Origin of the sequence: Bernardetia sp. Wsw4-3y2 (genome assembly GCF_037126295.1) — a bacterium.
Lineage (GTDB): Bacteria > Bacteroidota > Bacteroidia > Cytophagales > Bernardetiaceae > Bernardetia.
Map to the genome: position 1 here is coordinate 4,670,001 of NZ_CP147017.1, position 15,600 is coordinate 4,685,600.

A 15,600-nucleotide genomic window follows, 5' to 3' on the forward strand; every position below is an offset into this window, starting at 1 on the left:
AAGTTGACCTAAGGTGGTCCGATTACGGAGACAGCCAGGATGTTGGCTTGGAAGCAGCCATTCATTTAAAGAGTGCGTAACAGCTCACTGGTCGAGTGATTGGGCGTCGATAATACACGGGCATAAATCTATTACCGAAGCTATGGACTATGATTTTTTGAAGTCATAGTGGTAGAAGAGCATTCTAAATGCGTAGAAGCTGGATTGTGAATGAAAGTGGAGCGTTTAGAAAAGCAAATGTAGGAATGAGTAACGATAAAGGGGGTGAGAAACCCCCTCGCCGATAGACTAAGGTTTCCTGAACAACGCTAATCGTTTCAGGTTTAGTCGGGACCTAAGGATAAGCTGAAGAGCGATTCCGATGGGAAACAGATTAATATTTCTGTACCTCGTTTAAATTGTTAGGGGAGACGGAGTAAATAGTGTAGTGCGTTCTGACAGAAATGGACGTTAAAGCCGAAACGCAAAGGTTTTTAGTAGGTAAATCCGCTAGAGATTGGATTAGGCAATAGTACGACAAACCTTCGGGGGCGTTGATAATCTACATAATAGCTTCCAAGAAAATCCTCGTTAACGTTAATTTAAATAGCCCGTACCGCAAACCGACACAGGTAGTCAAGGAGAGAATCCTGAGGCGCTCGGAAGATTCATGGTTAAGGAACTAGGCAAATTTACCCTGTAACTTCGGGAGAAGGGGTGCCGTCTTATAGCGATATAAGCGGCTGCAATAAAAAGGTCCAAGCGACTGTTTAACAAAAACACAGGGCATTGCGAAATCGTAAGATGAAGTATAATGCCTGACACCTGCCCGGTGCTTGAAGGTTAAGAGGGGAGCTTAGGAGTAATCCGAAGGTTTGAATCGAAGCCCAAGTAAACGGCGGCCGTAACTATAACGGTCCTAAGGTAGCGAAATTCCTTGTCGGGTAAGTTCCGACCTGCACGAATGGTGTAACGACTTGGACACTGTCTCAACCATGATTCCGGTGAAATTGAAGTATCGGTGAAGATGCCGATTACCCGCAACGGGACGAAAAGACCCCGTGAACCTTTACTATAGCTTCGCATAGTTGTTGAATACAGAATGTGTAGGATAGGTGGGAGACTTTGAAGCGGTGTCGCTAGGCATCGTGGAGTCATTGTTGAAATACCACCCTTTCTGTATTTGTCATCTAACCTCGTGAGAGGGACGGTGCGTGGTGGGTAGTTTGACTGGGGTGGTCGCCTCCGAAAGTGTAACGGAGGCTTCCCAAGGTTTCCTCAATACGGTTGGTAATCGTATGTAGCGTGTAATGGCATAAGGAAGCTTGACTGCAAGACAAACAGGTCGAGCAGGTACGAAAGTAGGGCATAGTGATCCGGCGGTTCTGTGTGGAAAGGCCGTCGCTCAAAGGATAAAAGGTACTCCGGGGATAACAGGCTGATCTCCCCCAAGAGCTCATATCGACGGGGAGGTTTGGCACCTCGATGTCGGCTCGTCACATCCTGGGGCTGGAGAAGGTCCCAAGGGTTGGGCTGTTCGCCCATTAAAGTGGCACGCGAGCTGGGTTCAGAACGTCGTGAGACAGTTCGGTCTCTATCTGTTGTGGGCGTAGGAAATTTGCGAAGATCTGACTTTAGTACGAGAGGACCGAGTTGGACAAACCTCTGGTGTATCAGTTGTGGTGCTAACTGCATTGCTGAGTAGCCACGTTTGGAACAGATAAGCACTGAAAGCATCTAAGTGCGAAACTGACTTCAAGATGAGATTTCCCTTAAGAGACGTTAAAGATGATGACGTAGATAGGCAGCAGGTGAAAGTTTAGAAATAAATGGAGCTGAGCTGTACTAATTTCTCAGTAGTCTTTTGTTAGTGTAGGTTTTCCGATATGCAAACGGAAGATCATAATTTTTAAATATACTATACACCTTACTTTGTTAAAGAACTTTTTAAGAACTTGTGTAAGTTGCATTGGTACTAGCCAGACAATTTACCTAAAGAAAAAGGGTGATCATAGCATAGGGGTACACGTCTTTCCATTCCGAACAGAGCCGTTAAGCCCTATTGCGCCGATGGTACTGCGCTATTCGTGGGAGAGTAGGTCATCGCCCGTCTTTATAAGGACAAATGCAGAAATGTATTTGTGAACGGACAAAGAATTAAGCCTTTTTAATCATAATTGATTAGAAAGGCTTTTTTTGTGGAAAACAGTTTTTATATCATCCTAGTGAAAAGATATGATGGAGAAAAATTTATTAGAGTAAATCAAGTAATAATAGTAATTTATTGAGGCAAAGCTGAATTTATTTTGTATATTTCTGAAAATTGATCTTTCCTATCTGTATTTTCTTATGACGACTTTCAAAGATTATCTATCAACTCTTGTGTATATCTTTTTTCCAGATGTTTGTTTGGCTTGTGGAGGAGTAATAGAGCAAGGAGAAAAAACGATTTGTTCGATATGTAAATTTAGTTTTCCTAGAACAAATTTTCATTTGGATAAAGAAAATGCTTTAGCACAAAAATTTTGGGGAAGAACAAAGGTAGAACATGCTATTGCGTATTTATTTTTTAAAAAAGCAGCAGATGTACAAAGTATGTTGCATTATCTCAAATACAAGGATTCGCCAGAAGTGGGAATACTTATAGGAAATTGGTATGGACAAGAGCTTTTAGAAAATGATTTTCATAAAAATTTTGATGTTATTATTCCTGTCCCTCTACACCCAAAAAAACTTAGAAAAAGAGGGTATAATCAGAGTGCTTGTTTTGGGGAAGGTTTAGCAGAAGTTTGGAAAATTCCACATTTAGAACACGGATTAGAGAAAGTAACAAATACTAGTTCTCAAACAAAAAAATCAAGACAAGAACGATATGAGAATATGAAAGCAGGATTTTTAGTGCCGAACCCAGAAGAAATAAAAGACAAAAATATTTTGATTGTAGATGATGTAGTTACTACAGGAGCTACTTTGGAAGCCTGTATTAATCTGCTTTTAGAGAAGGGAGCAAAAACAGTAAGTATTGCTGCCATTGCAATTACACAAATTTAATACAAGGAAATTATATAGAAGTATCTACAGAAGAGACATGAATAATCTGTTTAATAACTCTAAAAATTTCTGAAAAAGTGACTTTATCTAAAACTTCAAAAGAAAGTGACTGTGCTTTCTGATGAAGACGAATAACATTTGTTTTTACATTTTGTGGCTGACTTGGTAATGCTTCTACCCAAAACTCTACTTCTAATTTAGTAGCTTTTTCTGTATTGTAAAGTTTATAGTCAAATTGAAAAGTAAGAAAACTACGATTCATTTTCGGATAGGTAAGCCATTTATAGTTCCATCCTTGTACTTTGGCAAACATTCGAAGTTTTTTCTGATTCAGAATTATTGCTTCAAAACGATTGCTTTCTTCATTTTCATCTATTTTTCTTTCAAAAACACCTCTAAAAACTTGCTGAAAAGGCTGTTTTAAATCTTTCTGTTTTATAAGTTCTTGCCAATCTTCTAATTCTTGTTTCTGTAAGAAAGCAGGATGTAAAAGACGAATATTTGTATTTTCTTTTACTTTAACAGGATTTTTATCAGTGTCGACAAAGCGACCAAAAGAAGACCATACTGTTTTCCATTCTTTTTCTGATTCAGAATTTGTTGTATTAATTTCTACTTGCCACACCAAATTTTCTACAACAGTTCCCAAAAGTCCGTGATTGGCATAAGCAGTTTGCCAATGTGAATAGGTAAAAGTTTTTTGAGTTAAATAGGTTTTTTCTAAACGTTGCCTTTGTAGAGTAAGTGTTTTTTGTGCTTCATTGGCTGTGTTTTTTAGTTTCTCTATTTTATTAGGAAATTCTCGTTTGAGAGCAGCAGGAGCAGTTTTTAATTCTTTTCCTTGAGTATCAAACCAAGTAAGTTTTACTTTATTTTCTATAACCTGCATTTGATAGGCATAAATTTTTTCAGGATTTAGTTTTGAATGAATTTCTCCTTCCAAAAATCCATTTTCTAGTCCATAATCTGGCAAATGATTTTCTAAAAGCTCTATTACCTCCACTTTTCGTTTTTTTGCAATTTGAGTAAGTTTAGTTTCTACTAATTTTTTTAAAGAAAGAGATTGTAATTGAATTTGTATAGAAAGAAGGGCTTGAATAGGAGTAACATTCTCAATGTCTGCAATGGCATAAATTGCTTGTTCAGAAAGTTTGTAAGAAGCAATTCCTGTGATTTTATCTGTTTTATCATTGCTTTTAAAAGGTCTATTTTTGCCTGCTTCAATAGCAAGTTCGGAAAGCAAATCAATAGAATTTTGGTCTGCTACAAAAGGTAAAGCACGAATAAGACGAGAAAAAATCGTTTCATTTGGATATTCTAGTAAATAATTTCGCTCGTATTCTAATCCAGATTCATCTTCATAAAAAGCTGTTTTGGGTTTTTGAAGAATTACAAGTTCTAGCCAACTATGCACTATTGTACGAAAAGATTTTTCACCTATTTTTTTTATAATAGGCAAAATCTGTTTTTTATAACTTCGTGGTGTAACGTCAATTATTTTTTCGAATAAATACGACCAAAGCAACTGTTCTTTTTCTTCTGCGTAATCGAAAAATTCAGTTACACTATTTCCCCAACTATCTTCTTTATTTAGCATTTTCTTATTTGTATAACAGACTTTTCAGTCTGTTGAATTAGTAGATTATCAACTATTACTTTGAAACAGATTAGGAAGTCTGTTGTACTATTTGATTTCTTTCATTCTCTCAAATGGTTTTGTTCTATCAAAAAGATAGCGATACGTTGCATGTCTTTTTACTTTTTCAGCTTCCAAACTCTCACAAAGTTTAACCATATTAGTATTAAAATCTCCAATCCAATTAAATTCTATGTAGTCATATTGATAGTTAGGTTTACTTCTGCGCTCTTTTTGATATGCCATAACCATCCCTAATTCTACTCCTTTTCGTTGAAATTCTGGTGCAACTCCAAATATTACTCCAAATACTTTTTTATTTTTCTTCTGCATTTTATGCCACAGAAATTGTAGTTTTTGCAAAATGCCAAATTTTCCGTTTAGGTGTTTGAAAAGCTGATTAAGTTCAGGTAACATCACATAAAAACCAATAGCTTTTCCTTCAAAATAAGCAAACCATACCAAATCTTCTTCTAAAATAGGTTTCATTTGCTTTAAAAGAGCTTTTGAATCTTCTACTGTAAGTTTTGCTACACCTGCATGATTTCCCCAACTAGCATTATATACTTCTCTAAAGTTTTCTGCATGTTTGTCAATAGTTGCTTTGTTGATATGAGAAAAAGAGTAGCCTTCCCTTGTCATCACTCGGTTAGCAATTTTTTCTAACCTTTCTGAAACATCATACATTTCACGTCCATAGGTAAACTGCTGAAAATACTCTTGAAAGCCCCATTTTTCAAAAAAATCTTTGTAATATTCAAAATGATAACCCATCTGATAATTAGGAGGCTTATCAAATCCATCAATCAAAACCCCCCACCATTGATTACGTTCTCCAAAATTTATTGGTGCATCCATCGCTTCCATTCCACGCTCTGAAAGCCATTTTTTAGCTTTATCAAATAATGCAAAAGCTACTTTTTCATCGTTGATACATTCAAAAAAACCTGCTCCTCCTGTAGGTTGTTCATTATCTTGCAAAACAGTTTTAGGATTTATGAAAGCTGCAATTCTTCCTATTGTTTTTCCAGTATTGTTTTGTAAAAGCCAGCGAATTGCTTGTGCTTTTATTTCCCCTTTTTCTCCTCCAGTTTGCTTAAAAAGTGGATTTTGAGTTTCATCAAATACAATTTCTATATCTTTATTTAATGGACGAATCCAATAGGGATTATGTTTGTAAAGACGAGCTGCAAAATCATTAAATTCTTTTTTATGTTCTTTTGTTTCTACTTCTATGAAATTCATTTTATGAGTAATGGTAAATTCTGACTAATTATTATTGTATTATCAAATCTAAAAGAACAAATTTACAATTTTTATTTTTTATAAAAATGGTGTAATTTAATTCTTATCTTCGTAATTGTTTACAATTTTTATTAAAAAAAGAAAAAGCATACCTTTTCTCTACTATAAAACTCCTCCTATGAAGTCATCATTTTATTCTATATTTTCCTGCTTTTTATTATTTGCTCTTTTATTTTTTTTTGAAATAAAAGTAACTGCTCAAAACACCACTGAGCAAAATAAGCGATTTTTTAAATTGATAAATTTGAAAAACAAAGCTAATAAAGGCTTTTTTCAAACGGATAAGCAGATTACAAAACTTCTTTTTGAAGGTGCTAAAAGAAGTGAATTGCCAATTTATAAGGTAGAATATCAAGATAATGATGCAAAAAAAGTAGAGGTAGAACGCTTGGAAACAGAACACATGGATAAATTCCAAACGCTTACTACTGACCAGCTTAGCATTTTGGGAATCGATTATGTTGAAAGTGTAACTAATTCTAATCAAACGATTCATATTCAATATCTACATTTGTTTGTAGCAGGAAAATACTTTTCAGATTCGAAGCCTCAACCTGTTGTTTCATTTCGCTATGAAGATGCCAAACGTTTTCTAGACAATGACCACAGAAGTGTTTGGATGCCTACTCAAGGTGATGAAAACGAAGAGGTACAAAATGATAATTTTTTTGAAAATCTGTTTTTAGCAGACGAAAGTCAGCAAGCCAAAATTAGCCAAAAATTAGCACAGCTTGTGAAAAGTGGTAATATTACTCCTTACGATTTAGAAGAATTTGAATATAAAAAGAAAGAAAAAGGAAAGAAGAAGCAACTCAAAGAACCTGAAAAAATGAGTGCTGAACAGTTTTTAAATCGTTGGAATTCTCTTACAGATGCTCCTATTGGAGAAGTCAGAATTCAGAATATTGATGATAGAATTCCTACGAAAGACTCACATGATTTTTTTACTTCAAAATGGATTACAGTTTGGAATACAAAAAGTGATTATTTGAAACCAGTAGCTTCTTTTTTAGTGGAAGAAATGAAGCCTTTTTTTGAAAGTAAAAGGTCTACTTCTACCTCTCAAAAAATAACTACGTACACAAATGCTTTGCAAAATCAGTATTTTGAAAGCGAAAATATAGTTTGGGAAAATGAAGATTTGAAAGATGAACCTTTTTATAAATACAATTCTAATTTAAAAAATCAAGTTTTAAATCAATTAGCTTATTATGTCAGAACAGAAATTCATTTGAAAGAAAATGTAAATAAATCATTGTTTCAAGATGATAATGAAATTTCTAAACTTCTTTTAGAAGCTGCTGAAAAAGGTAAACTACAGGCGTATGAAGCAAATTACAATGCAGAAAAAGGAAATTTCTATGAGAAAGAGATTGATTTTGCAGAAATTAAAGCAAATTTATTGAAAATAAAAACTGAAAAATCAGCGTCTGAAATACTTAATATTAGTGAAGAACAAGTTAAAATAGGAATTTCTTTAGAACAAGTTGCAGAGTTAGAAAAATATAGAAATGAGCAAGCTAAAGAGCTTTTGGAAGTAAACGAACTGTATACTGACCCTTCTAGTAAATTTTTTTATATGTCGGATATTTCGCTTTTAGAAATTGAGAATGAAGTTATTTATGATATAGAAAATGATCGTTATTATTATCAATCGGCTTACATTTCGTTATATGTTCCTGCTGAAAAATCGGGAATTGAGATTAATAAACTCATTGCAAAGTTTAAAATTCAAGATGTGTTGAAAGTTCTTCGAATTAGTCCAAAAATCACACTCTCAGATTATCAAAAACAATTTATTCATCAAAATTTTGCAGCAGAAAAACGAATTCCTAAACGAGTAAACTATACTTATTTTTTATGTAGGCAGCTTTATATAGGAAATAAATGGCTAGTAGATGGTATTTTTTGGGAGTAAAAAACATCAAAAATTATTGCGACATATTGAAAAAGAATTACGTATAGAAAATAACAACTCCAACAAGAAAAATAATTTCACTCAAAAATTCTATTACTATTAATTCTTACAACTTATGTTAAAATTAAATTTCAATTCTAGACAAGAAATTGCTAATTCTGCTAAGAATGCTTTTTCTATCAATTTTCCTTTTTATGTTTTTGCACTAGGAATTTTACTTGCTTTTTCTGCTTTCCAGTGTGATGACCAAGGCTGTGACCCTCCTATTGATGAATGCGAAATTGTTATGACAGCTGATGTAGTGGTCGAACAAGTAGTTTGTGGAGTAGGTGTATGGGATAATCTTTGGTTTAATGATGGCTCAAATACTTATTTACAACCCTATTCTTTAGATGAGTATGCAAAAGCCGATATTGAAAATATGGAAATAAAAGACAAAATGAGTTTGAAAATTCATTATCAGTATGCTAAAAAAGATAATCGTTATGATGATATAGTTATTTGTCTTGCATACCCTGGACCAAGTGAGCCAATCAAAATTATTTCCATTGAAATAGTGAATAACTAAAATAGAAATTATCAAATACATTCAATTTCTGTAAAAATCAAAATCACTTTTTTAAGCTAAAGAAGTGATTTTTTCGTTTGTAACTGATGTTACGCAAAAGGCTGCTCTGTGTGCCACAGAACACTAAACTGCGTAATATCAGTTTGTAATTAAAGCAATAATAATGAATGCCAAAACTTAGTGTTTATGGATGTGTAGATGCGTGTTTTTCTAAATATCACTTTATAGAAAATGTCTCAGTAAAAACAAACATTTGCCTTGTTTCAAGACTTAGAGATGATGCTTATCTAAGATATTTATTTAGAAGAGAGCCAAAACAACCTGATGGCAAAGTTGATATTAAAAATACAGATTTGAACTACTTTAAATTAGCTCATAGTTGTAAAGTTTTACAAGGTTATACCAAAATTAATTACTACTAAATATGATTTTTTAATTGTTCAGTATAAATCCCAAACACCACATAAATAATCCCAAATATGAAGCTTTAGTGTTTTAAACCCTAAACAGACTATTGTTAAAATCTTATGTTTAAAAAAATAATTTCTTTTAGTTTACAAATTTTGTTAGTCATTTTTTTGACAGTTCTTACTCAAATTGGAGGCATTATTTGGATTATCTGTTGGTTACAACTAACTATTTTTGGTTACAAAAAAAAGAAAAAGCATTATTTCAATTATTTCAAAATAAAGTTGCTTTACTTTCTTGCATTTTATCTATTTGCTACTTTTGCAATTATTCCTCTAGCTTCTGAAAAATATAGTAACCGAGTAGCACTTCCCATTTTTGAAGAAAGTAATCTTCAACCTACCACAATTTGGACATGTATTTTGAATAGGCATTATGTAAAACCACAGCTTAAAGAAGCCTTATTTAGAATAGGAAAAGATTTTGATAAAAAATATCCAAATTCAAAAGTAAGGTATTTAGATGCTAATTTTCCTTTTTATACAGGTTTTCCTCTTCTACCACATATTAGCCATAACGACGGAAAAAAAATAGATTTGAGTTTTTTTTATTTGGATAAGGAAACAGGCAAACCGACACATGAAAAGCCTTCTTTTTCGGGTTATGGTATTTATGAAGAGCCACAAAAAGGGGAAATAAATCAGCCAGCAATATGTTTAAAACAAAGTTGGTATTATGATATAGGAAAATATGCCAAAGTTTATAGCCATAAAGAAGACTATTCTTTTGATACAGAACGAACAAATTATTTGATGAAGCTAATCATAAAAGAAAAATCTTTAAAGAAATTTTTTTTAGAACCACATCTTAAAAATCGTTTCAATATTACATCTCCCAAATGGCGTTTTCACGGCTGTAAAGCTGCTAGACATGATGACCATGTGCATGTGCAATTATAAAATTATTTCAATATCTCTAATAAATGATTGGGGATTTTGTCATCACTACGTTCGTTATACCAAGAAATAGACTGAATAAGCCAATTTCCTTTTGCACAAATAAGTTGAATACTATTTATTCCTTTTGTGGTTGGTTCTCCGTCTAATTCAATTTTGTTGGTAAAAATACTGAAACGTTGTGCAATTTTTCCAAAAATCTGTGTACGATGTGAAATCTCTTGTGTAAAAAGTTGAGGAATGTCATTTTGTTCTATCTGACTCTGTAATACTTGTGCAAATGTACGAACATCTAAAAACATAGGTGCATCAAGGTTTGCATTGATAAATTGTGCACTACTTGTAAAACAGTCATGAAAGTTTGACCAGTTTGGTTCTATGCCTTCCGAAAAAGACATACTTTTATACAACAACTCTATTCGTTTTTGAATAGCTTGTTCTTTATTTTTATATAATAATGAAAAATCAGTAATTGATTCTTTATCAGACTTTTGTCCAAATTCTTTCATATTCTAGCTTTAATATCTGTATTTTAGGTTTCTCTTGAAAAATACTCTTCTGAGTAAGAGAATAATGTAAAATTAAGATAAAAATCGTTTTGTTGTGTGGTTTTTAATGTTTTTTTCTAAAAATAAATCTGTTAGTTTTAGATGTTTCAAAGACAAATTGCTGTTTTTTAATTGTTTATAAATTATTTAAGAATAGCTAGAATTGCAAAATCCTACTGAGTAATCTTCGATAATTCGATAAATCACTCAATAGGATTTTAAATAAGTTCAAACTTTATTTTTTTATTTTCTATAAAAAAATTATCTTTTGTTAGGGTTTTCGCTTTCCACAGGCGTTTCTATATTTTTTAATAGATATTTAGATTTGTTATCCTCTGTAATTGGATCAAAATCTTCTAAACTCACCAAAATACCACGCAATCCCATTTTTTCTTTTAAATTTCTGTTATAAACTTCAGCATGTTCGTAACTATAAAAAGGTCCTAGAAGTAATCTGTACAACATTTTTCCATCTACTTCTACAAAAGTTACCAAAATGTTATCGTGCCAGTGTACTTCTAATTCAGCAACATTATTTACCAAGTTTTGATAATTTTCAAAAACACCCAATTGAATACCAATAGTTTTTTCTTCTACACCATACGGACGAATACTAAAATGATATACTTCCTGAATTTCACCTTCTGTTTGTAATTTCAATGAAAGTTCTGGGTCGGCAGCTTTTGCAAAAGCAGAAATACGGTCATCTGAAGAACCTTTTTTGTCTTCATGGAGCTTCAAACGAGCAATCATTTGTTTCGGACTTAGATAGGATGTAATTCTATCAACTAATTTTCCTTGAGGTGTAAAAACCAAAATTTGAGGAAAGCTCTTCACTTCATATTTTTTAACTACATAATCTGCATATAATGAAGGAGCTTGTAGTTTTTGAGCTATATAACGTTTTTTTACGTAGGTCTGAACATATTGGTTAGCAAAAGTAACTGAATCAAATTTGTTGTTTTTGGCATGAACAAAAACAAAATAAGGTTTGTCTTTCTTTTTTCCTTCCTCTTGCAACTGGTCAAATGAACCTGCAAAATAAGCCATTTTGTTAGTTTGAGTAGTTTCTGAGAGAACAACAGCCTTCTTCTGTGCAAAAGCAAAGTTTGAAGTAATAAAAAAGCCTAATAATAAAAGTAAAACTCTTCTTTTGTAGAAGTGATTAACTGTAAATAAATTGAAGTTTATTATTTTTGCTAAAATCATTTTGAAATAGGACATAAAAAGTGAGTTTAAGATGAAAAAATTTCTTTATTCTTGATAAGAAATAAAGATAGGAATAAATTAGTTTTGAGATAAAATTTAAGGCATAATAAATTGAATTTTATTATCTCAAAAATTTATTTCTCTTACAACCGTTCTTTTTAAAACTACAAAAGAGGAAAAAGTGTTTGTAGATTTGAGTAATAAATAGTACAAAACAGAATTAAAGCGAAAATATATTAATAAAACATGAGTAATTACTACGATTTATTAGGCATCACAAAGACAGCTACTTTACAAGAAATAAAATCTGCCTACAAAAAACAGGCTTTAAAGTTTCATCCAGATAGAAATGCAGCAACTCCTCAAGAAGCACAACTAGCAGAAGAGCGATTCAAATTAATAAATGAAGCCTATCAAGTTCTTTCTGACCCTATTAAAAAGTCAAGGTATGATAATGAATTAGAGTTTGAAAGTGCAAGAAGACAACAATATTATAAACAATATACATCAAGTGGGAACTATTCTGACTCTTCTAATCAGAATACACATCAGAATACACAAAGAGATACAGGCTATACTTACCAAAGAAGACAAACTACTCAAAAAAAACAACCAACTTTCGAATTTGGAAAAACAGAGTTATATATCGTTTTAGGCTTTGCTGTAATGTTTGTTTTTGCTTATTTACTGATGAATGTCATGACAAATTACTCATATAATACCTACATAGAGGAAGCAAAAGCAGCCATAGAATCAAATGATTTTGTAACTGCGCATAAAGCACTAGAAGAAGCACAAACACAAAAAGAAGAAGATGCTGAAGTAAATTATTTGTTAGGAAAAATTCAGTTGAATAGAAAGAATTATGCTGATGCTATTAGCTATTTCAGAAATGCACTTTCTTATACTGATAAAGGTGAAAAAGAGATTAGAGCAAAATACCATAATGAAATAGCAGATACTTATTTCTTGATGAATGAATATTATTTAGCTATTGAAGAGTATAAGATAGTTGGTTCTTTAGGAGGCTACAATCAAAGAGTACTCATGAATATTGCTGATTTGTATCTTGAGAAATTGAGAGATTATGATAAAGCAAGTTTGTATTTTGATAAAATTATTGAGAAAGAACCAAAATTGGTAGAGCCATATATTGGAAAAGCTGTTGCCAAACATAATACAAAAGACTATCAAGCAATGGGAGAACTTTTAGATAAAGCAATAGAAATTAATCCAAAGAATTCGTACTTATGGTATTATAAAGGGTTTTATTTTTGGGAAAAGCCAGTTTCAGGTATAGAAAGTGAAATAGAGAATAACGGAGATGCGAAGGTAAAAGATAAACAAAATGCTTGTGAGAGTTGGAAAATTGCTGTCAGTTATGGAAGTCAAGAAGCTGCAAAGCCTTTGAATGAATATTGTAAATAGAAAGTAATAAAAGTAAAAAACAAATTTGGTAGTCAAGTGTCAGGGGAGTTTATTCTCACACTATTTTTTGAGCCAAAACAAACTTCATTTGTTGTTTAAGAGAAACACAACTATATTTGAATTATATTTTAATTCTAGATGAACTAATTACCTAAAACAATTTACAAACATATCTCATGAAAAAATCCTTTAACAAATCCTTCAAACTCGCTCTACATTGGCAAATTATTATTGGCATGATACTCGGTGTCGTATTCGGAATAAGTGCCGTTCTGATGGGCTGGAGTGGTTTTGTTGCTGATTGGATTCAACCATGGGGAAAGATTTTTGTAAACTCATTAAAAATGATTGCAATGCCTCTTGTATTTATTTCTTTGATACAAGGAATTGCAAGTATGAGTGATATTTCAAAACTCTCTCGTTTAGGAACTCGTACAATAGCTATTTATCTTATTACAACAGTAGTAGCCATTACTATTGGACTTGTCTTGGCAAATGTAATTCAACCTGGTAAAGCATTTTCGGAAGAAAAAAGAGCCGAATTTGCTCAAAAATATGAAGCCAAAACAAAATCTAGCAAAGAAAAAGCATTAGCTGTAAAAGAATCAAATCCATTACAACCTATCATCGATATTGTTCCTGATAATGTTGTGGCAGCAGCTACCAATAATCAAAATATGCTTCAAGTGATATTTTTTGCTGTTCTGTTTGGTGTAGCTTTAGTAATGATTGATTTTCAGAAAGGAGAAATTATCAAAAAAGGATTTGATGCTCTCAATGATTTGGTCATAAAAATAGTAGAAATACTAATGCTCTTTGCGCCTTATGGAGTTTTTGCACTTCTTGCTTTTTTGATTGTAGATTTTGCAGAAGGAGATTTGAATAAAGTAGTTGAACTGTTTAAAGTAGTTGGTTTGTACTGCTTAACTGTAATTTTAGGACTATTTTTGATGGTTGTTTTTTATGTGCTTGTGCTAATGATTTTTGCTCGTTATAATCCATTGCAGTTTTTTCAAGGCATTGCTCCTGCACAGCTTTTGGCATTTTCTACCAGTTCTAGTGCAGCTACTTTGCCTGTTACGATGGAAAGAGTAAACAAATTTTTGGGTGTTCCCAAAGAAATTGTAAGTTTTGTTTTGCCTGTGGGCGCAACTGTAAATATGGACGGAACAAGTTTGTATCAAGGCGTTGCAGCTCTTTTTATCGCTCAGGCTTACGGAATGGATTTGACTATTGTACAACAACTTGGAATTGTCTTGACGGCTACTTTGGCTTCTGTGGGTGCTGCTGCTGTTCCAGGGGCTGGTATTTTGATGCTTGTTATTGTTTTGGAACAAGCAAAAATTCCTTCTGATGGAATTAACCTTATTTTGGGAGTAGATAGACTTTTGGATATGTGCCGAACAGTTGTCAATGTTACAGGAGATGCAACAGTTTCTCTTTTAGTGGCAAAATCTGAAAATGAACGATTAGACGGGGAATAGAAATTAGAAAAATGGAGATTATAAAGTAAGGAAGACTAAAAAAATAAATTTACATTTTTAGCTATTTATAAAAACAGGATTTTAACCCTGTTGATTAATGCGTGAATTTTTCAAAGTGTAAATTTATTCATTTTATACTTCTAAGAAATAGAAATACAGAATATAATTTCTCAAAAAACTGTATTCTGTATTTTTTTATAAAAAGTTATTCTAACTTGCTTCTATTTTTATTGAAGTCATTGTAAGCGAGCCACCAATAGGTTTATCATTAAAAATATCTATTTTGTCATTTTCCTCTTTTAATGCTAACGTATAAATGAGAGGCAAGTAATGTTCTGGAGTTGGAATGGCTAGTTCGAATGCTTTTCCTTGTGATTTGAAATTGATTAGTTTTTGGTGGTCATCATTTAAGATATATTTTTTGATATTTTCATTTGCTTCGGTTGCCCAATCAAAAGCATAAGGTTGATTCAATTTATCCCAAGCTACTAATCTTAAATTATGTATTATATTTCCACTGCCCACAATTAAAACTCCTTTTTCACGCAAACTAGCTATTTGTTTGGCTAACTCATAATGATATTGAGCAGGTTTTGAATAATCAATACTCATTTGGATAACAGGAATATCAGCATTTGGATAGAGATGTTTGATTACACTCCATGCGCCATGGTCAAGTCCCCATTTTTCATCTAGCTTTACTTCTGTTTTGGTAATTATCTTTTTAGTTTCCTGCGCTAACTCAGGACTTCCTTTAGCTGGATATTGCACCTCAAATAATTCTCTTGGAAATCCTCCAAAATCATGAATAGTACGTGGATTTTGCATAGCTGTAACAAAAGTTCCCTTTGTTTCCCAGTGAGCAGATATACAAAGTATGGCAGTAGGACGCACCATATCTTTTCCTAATTGTCTGAATGATGCAACAAATTCGTTTTCTTCAATAGCATTCATTGGACTTCCATGACCTAAAAATAATACAGGCATTTTACTTGTCTTACTCAGCGATGAAGTCATTTTATCTAACTCTTTCAATTTCATGGAAGTGCTTAATAATGGTAAAAGTAATAGTGATTTTAAAAAGTCTTTTCTAGTCATTGTAAATCCAAT

Annotated in this window: 12 protein-coding genes and 2 rRNA genes (1 of these 14 cut by a window edge); 9 read left to right on the plus strand and 5 right to left on the minus strand. The window is 32.4% G+C overall.

The annotated features are described in order from the left end of the window. From V9L05_RS19575 to V9L05_RS19585, 3 genes are all read left to right on the plus strand, one after another. A 23S ribosomal RNA gene (locus V9L05_RS19575) occupies positions 1 to 1,849 on the plus strand (it extends 1,039 nt beyond the left edge of the window). Positions 1,850 to 1,980: 131 nt separating this feature from the next. Beyond that, positions 1,981 to 2,091 (plus strand): 5S ribosomal RNA (gene rrf, locus V9L05_RS19580). 237 nt (positions 2,092 to 2,328) lie between these two features. Continuing rightward, on the plus strand, positions 2,329 to 3,030 hold the full coding sequence (locus V9L05_RS19585; RefSeq protein WP_338813588.1) for a ComF family protein: 702 nt from the start codon (positions 2,329 to 2,331) through the stop codon (positions 3,028 to 3,030). A gap of 10 nt (positions 3,031 to 3,040) precedes the next feature. On the opposite strand, the gene V9L05_RS19590 is transcribed toward V9L05_RS19585, so the two are convergent. Both V9L05_RS19590 and V9L05_RS19595 read right to left on the minus strand, forming a co-directional pair. Beyond that, a complete protein-coding gene (locus tag V9L05_RS19590; protein WP_338813589.1) occupies positions 3,041 to 4,627 on the minus strand; it encodes a DUF4132 domain-containing protein in 1,587 nt (528 codons plus the stop codon). A gap of 87 nt (positions 4,628 to 4,714) precedes the next feature. Then, a complete protein-coding gene (locus V9L05_RS19595; RefSeq protein WP_338813590.1) occupies positions 4,715 to 5,911 on the minus strand; it encodes a hypothetical protein in 1,197 nt (398 codons plus the stop codon). A 178-nt stretch (positions 5,912 to 6,089) separates the two neighbouring features. Here V9L05_RS19595 and V9L05_RS19600 point away from each other — a divergent pair, with 178 nt between their 5' ends. The 4 genes from V9L05_RS19600 to V9L05_RS19615 all read left to right on the plus strand — a co-directional run bounded on the left by V9L05_RS19600 (position 6,090) and on the right by V9L05_RS19615 (position 9,824). Further along, a complete protein-coding gene (locus V9L05_RS19600; RefSeq protein ID WP_338813592.1) occupies positions 6,090 to 7,889 on the plus strand; it encodes a hypothetical protein in 1,800 nt (599 codons plus the stop codon). Positions 7,890 to 8,004: 115 nt separating this feature from the next. Next, positions 8,005 to 8,457 carry a hypothetical protein gene (locus tag V9L05_RS19605; protein WP_338813594.1) on the plus strand — a complete coding sequence of 151 codons (453 nt, stop codon included), beginning with the start codon at positions 8,005 to 8,007 and terminating at the stop codon, positions 8,455 to 8,457. 167 nt (positions 8,458 to 8,624) lie between these two features. After that, positions 8,625 to 8,879 (plus strand): hypothetical protein, encoded by a 255-nt coding sequence (locus V9L05_RS19610; protein WP_338791744.1) that lies wholly within the window; start codon positions 8,625 to 8,627, stop codon positions 8,877 to 8,879. 105 nt (positions 8,880 to 8,984) lie between these two features. Continuing rightward, positions 8,985 to 9,824 (plus strand): hypothetical protein, encoded by an 840-nt coding sequence (locus tag V9L05_RS19615; RefSeq protein WP_338813596.1) that lies wholly within the window; start codon positions 8,985 to 8,987, stop codon positions 9,822 to 9,824. Positions 9,825 to 9,826: 2 nt separating this feature from the next. Here V9L05_RS19615 and V9L05_RS19620 read toward each other — a convergent pair whose 3' ends face one another. Together V9L05_RS19620 and V9L05_RS19625 are read right to left on the minus strand one after the other, a co-directional pair. Then, complete coding sequence (locus V9L05_RS19620; protein WP_338791742.1) at positions 9,827 to 10,330, minus strand: hypothetical protein; 504 nt, start codon at positions 10,328 to 10,330, stop codon at positions 9,827 to 9,829. Positions 10,331 to 10,630: 300 nt separating this feature from the next. Then, positions 10,631 to 11,593 carry a hypothetical protein gene (locus V9L05_RS19625; RefSeq protein WP_338791741.1) on the minus strand — a complete coding sequence of 321 codons (963 nt, stop codon included), beginning with the start codon at positions 11,591 to 11,593 and terminating at the stop codon, positions 10,631 to 10,633. A gap of 231 nt (positions 11,594 to 11,824) precedes the next feature. On the opposite strand from V9L05_RS19625, the gene V9L05_RS19630 reads away from it, so the two are divergent. Together V9L05_RS19630 and V9L05_RS19635 are read left to right on the plus strand one after the other, a co-directional pair. Next, positions 11,825 to 13,006 (plus strand): DnaJ domain-containing protein, encoded by a 1,182-nt coding sequence (locus V9L05_RS19630; protein ID WP_338813597.1) that lies wholly within the window; start codon positions 11,825 to 11,827, stop codon positions 13,004 to 13,006. Positions 13,007 to 13,182: 176 nt separating this feature from the next. Beyond that, on the plus strand, positions 13,183 to 14,490 hold the full coding sequence (locus tag V9L05_RS19635) for a dicarboxylate/amino acid:cation symporter (protein ID WP_338813598.1): 1,308 nt from the start codon (positions 13,183 to 13,185) through the stop codon (positions 14,488 to 14,490). A gap of 210 nt (positions 14,491 to 14,700) precedes the next feature. Here the strand turns inward: V9L05_RS19635 and ygiD are convergent, their stop codons facing one another. Further along, positions 14,701 to 15,588 carry a 4,5-DOPA dioxygenase extradiol gene (gene ygiD / locus V9L05_RS19640; RefSeq protein WP_338813599.1) on the minus strand — a complete coding sequence of 296 codons (888 nt, stop codon included), beginning with the start codon at positions 15,586 to 15,588 and terminating at the stop codon, positions 14,701 to 14,703. Between the last annotated feature and the right edge of the window lie 12 nt (positions 15,589 to 15,600).

Coding starts and splice junctions, on each gene's coding strand:
- V9L05_RS19635 (WP_338813598.1), top strand. CDS start 13,183: ATGAAAAAATCCTTTAACAAATCCTTCAAACTCGCTCTACATTGGCAA.
- V9L05_RS19595 (WP_338813590.1), bottom strand. CDS start 5,911: ATGAATTTCATAGAAGTAGAAACAAAAGAACATAAAAAAGAATTTAAT.
- V9L05_RS19605 (WP_338813594.1), top strand. CDS start 8,005: ATGTTAAAATTAAATTTCAATTCTAGACAAGAAATTGCTAATTCTGCT.
- V9L05_RS19615 (WP_338813596.1), top strand. CDS start 8,985: ATGTTTAAAAAAATAATTTCTTTTAGTTTACAAATTTTGTTAGTCATT.
- ygiD (WP_338813599.1), bottom strand. CDS start 15,588: ATGACTAGAAAAGACTTTTTAAAATCACTATTACTTTTACCATTATTA.
- V9L05_RS19625 (WP_338791741.1), bottom strand. CDS start 11,593: ATGTCCTATTTCAAAATGATTTTAGCAAAAATAATAAACTTCAATTTA.
- V9L05_RS19630 (WP_338813597.1), top strand. CDS start 11,825: ATGAGTAATTACTACGATTTATTAGGCATCACAAAGACAGCTACTTTA.
- V9L05_RS19610 (WP_338791744.1), top strand. CDS start 8,625: ATGCCAAAACTTAGTGTTTATGGATGTGTAGATGCGTGTTTTTCTAAA.
- V9L05_RS19590 (WP_338813589.1), bottom strand. CDS start 4,627: ATGCTAAATAAAGAAGATAGTTGGGGAAATAGTGTAACTGAATTTTTC.
- V9L05_RS19600 (WP_338813592.1), top strand. CDS start 6,090: ATGAAGTCATCATTTTATTCTATATTTTCCTGCTTTTTATTATTTGCT.
- V9L05_RS19585 (WP_338813588.1), top strand. CDS start 2,329: ATGACGACTTTCAAAGATTATCTATCAACTCTTGTGTATATCTTTTTT.
- V9L05_RS19620 (WP_338791742.1), bottom strand. CDS start 10,330: ATGAAAGAATTTGGACAAAAGTCTGATAAAGAATCAATTACTGATTTT.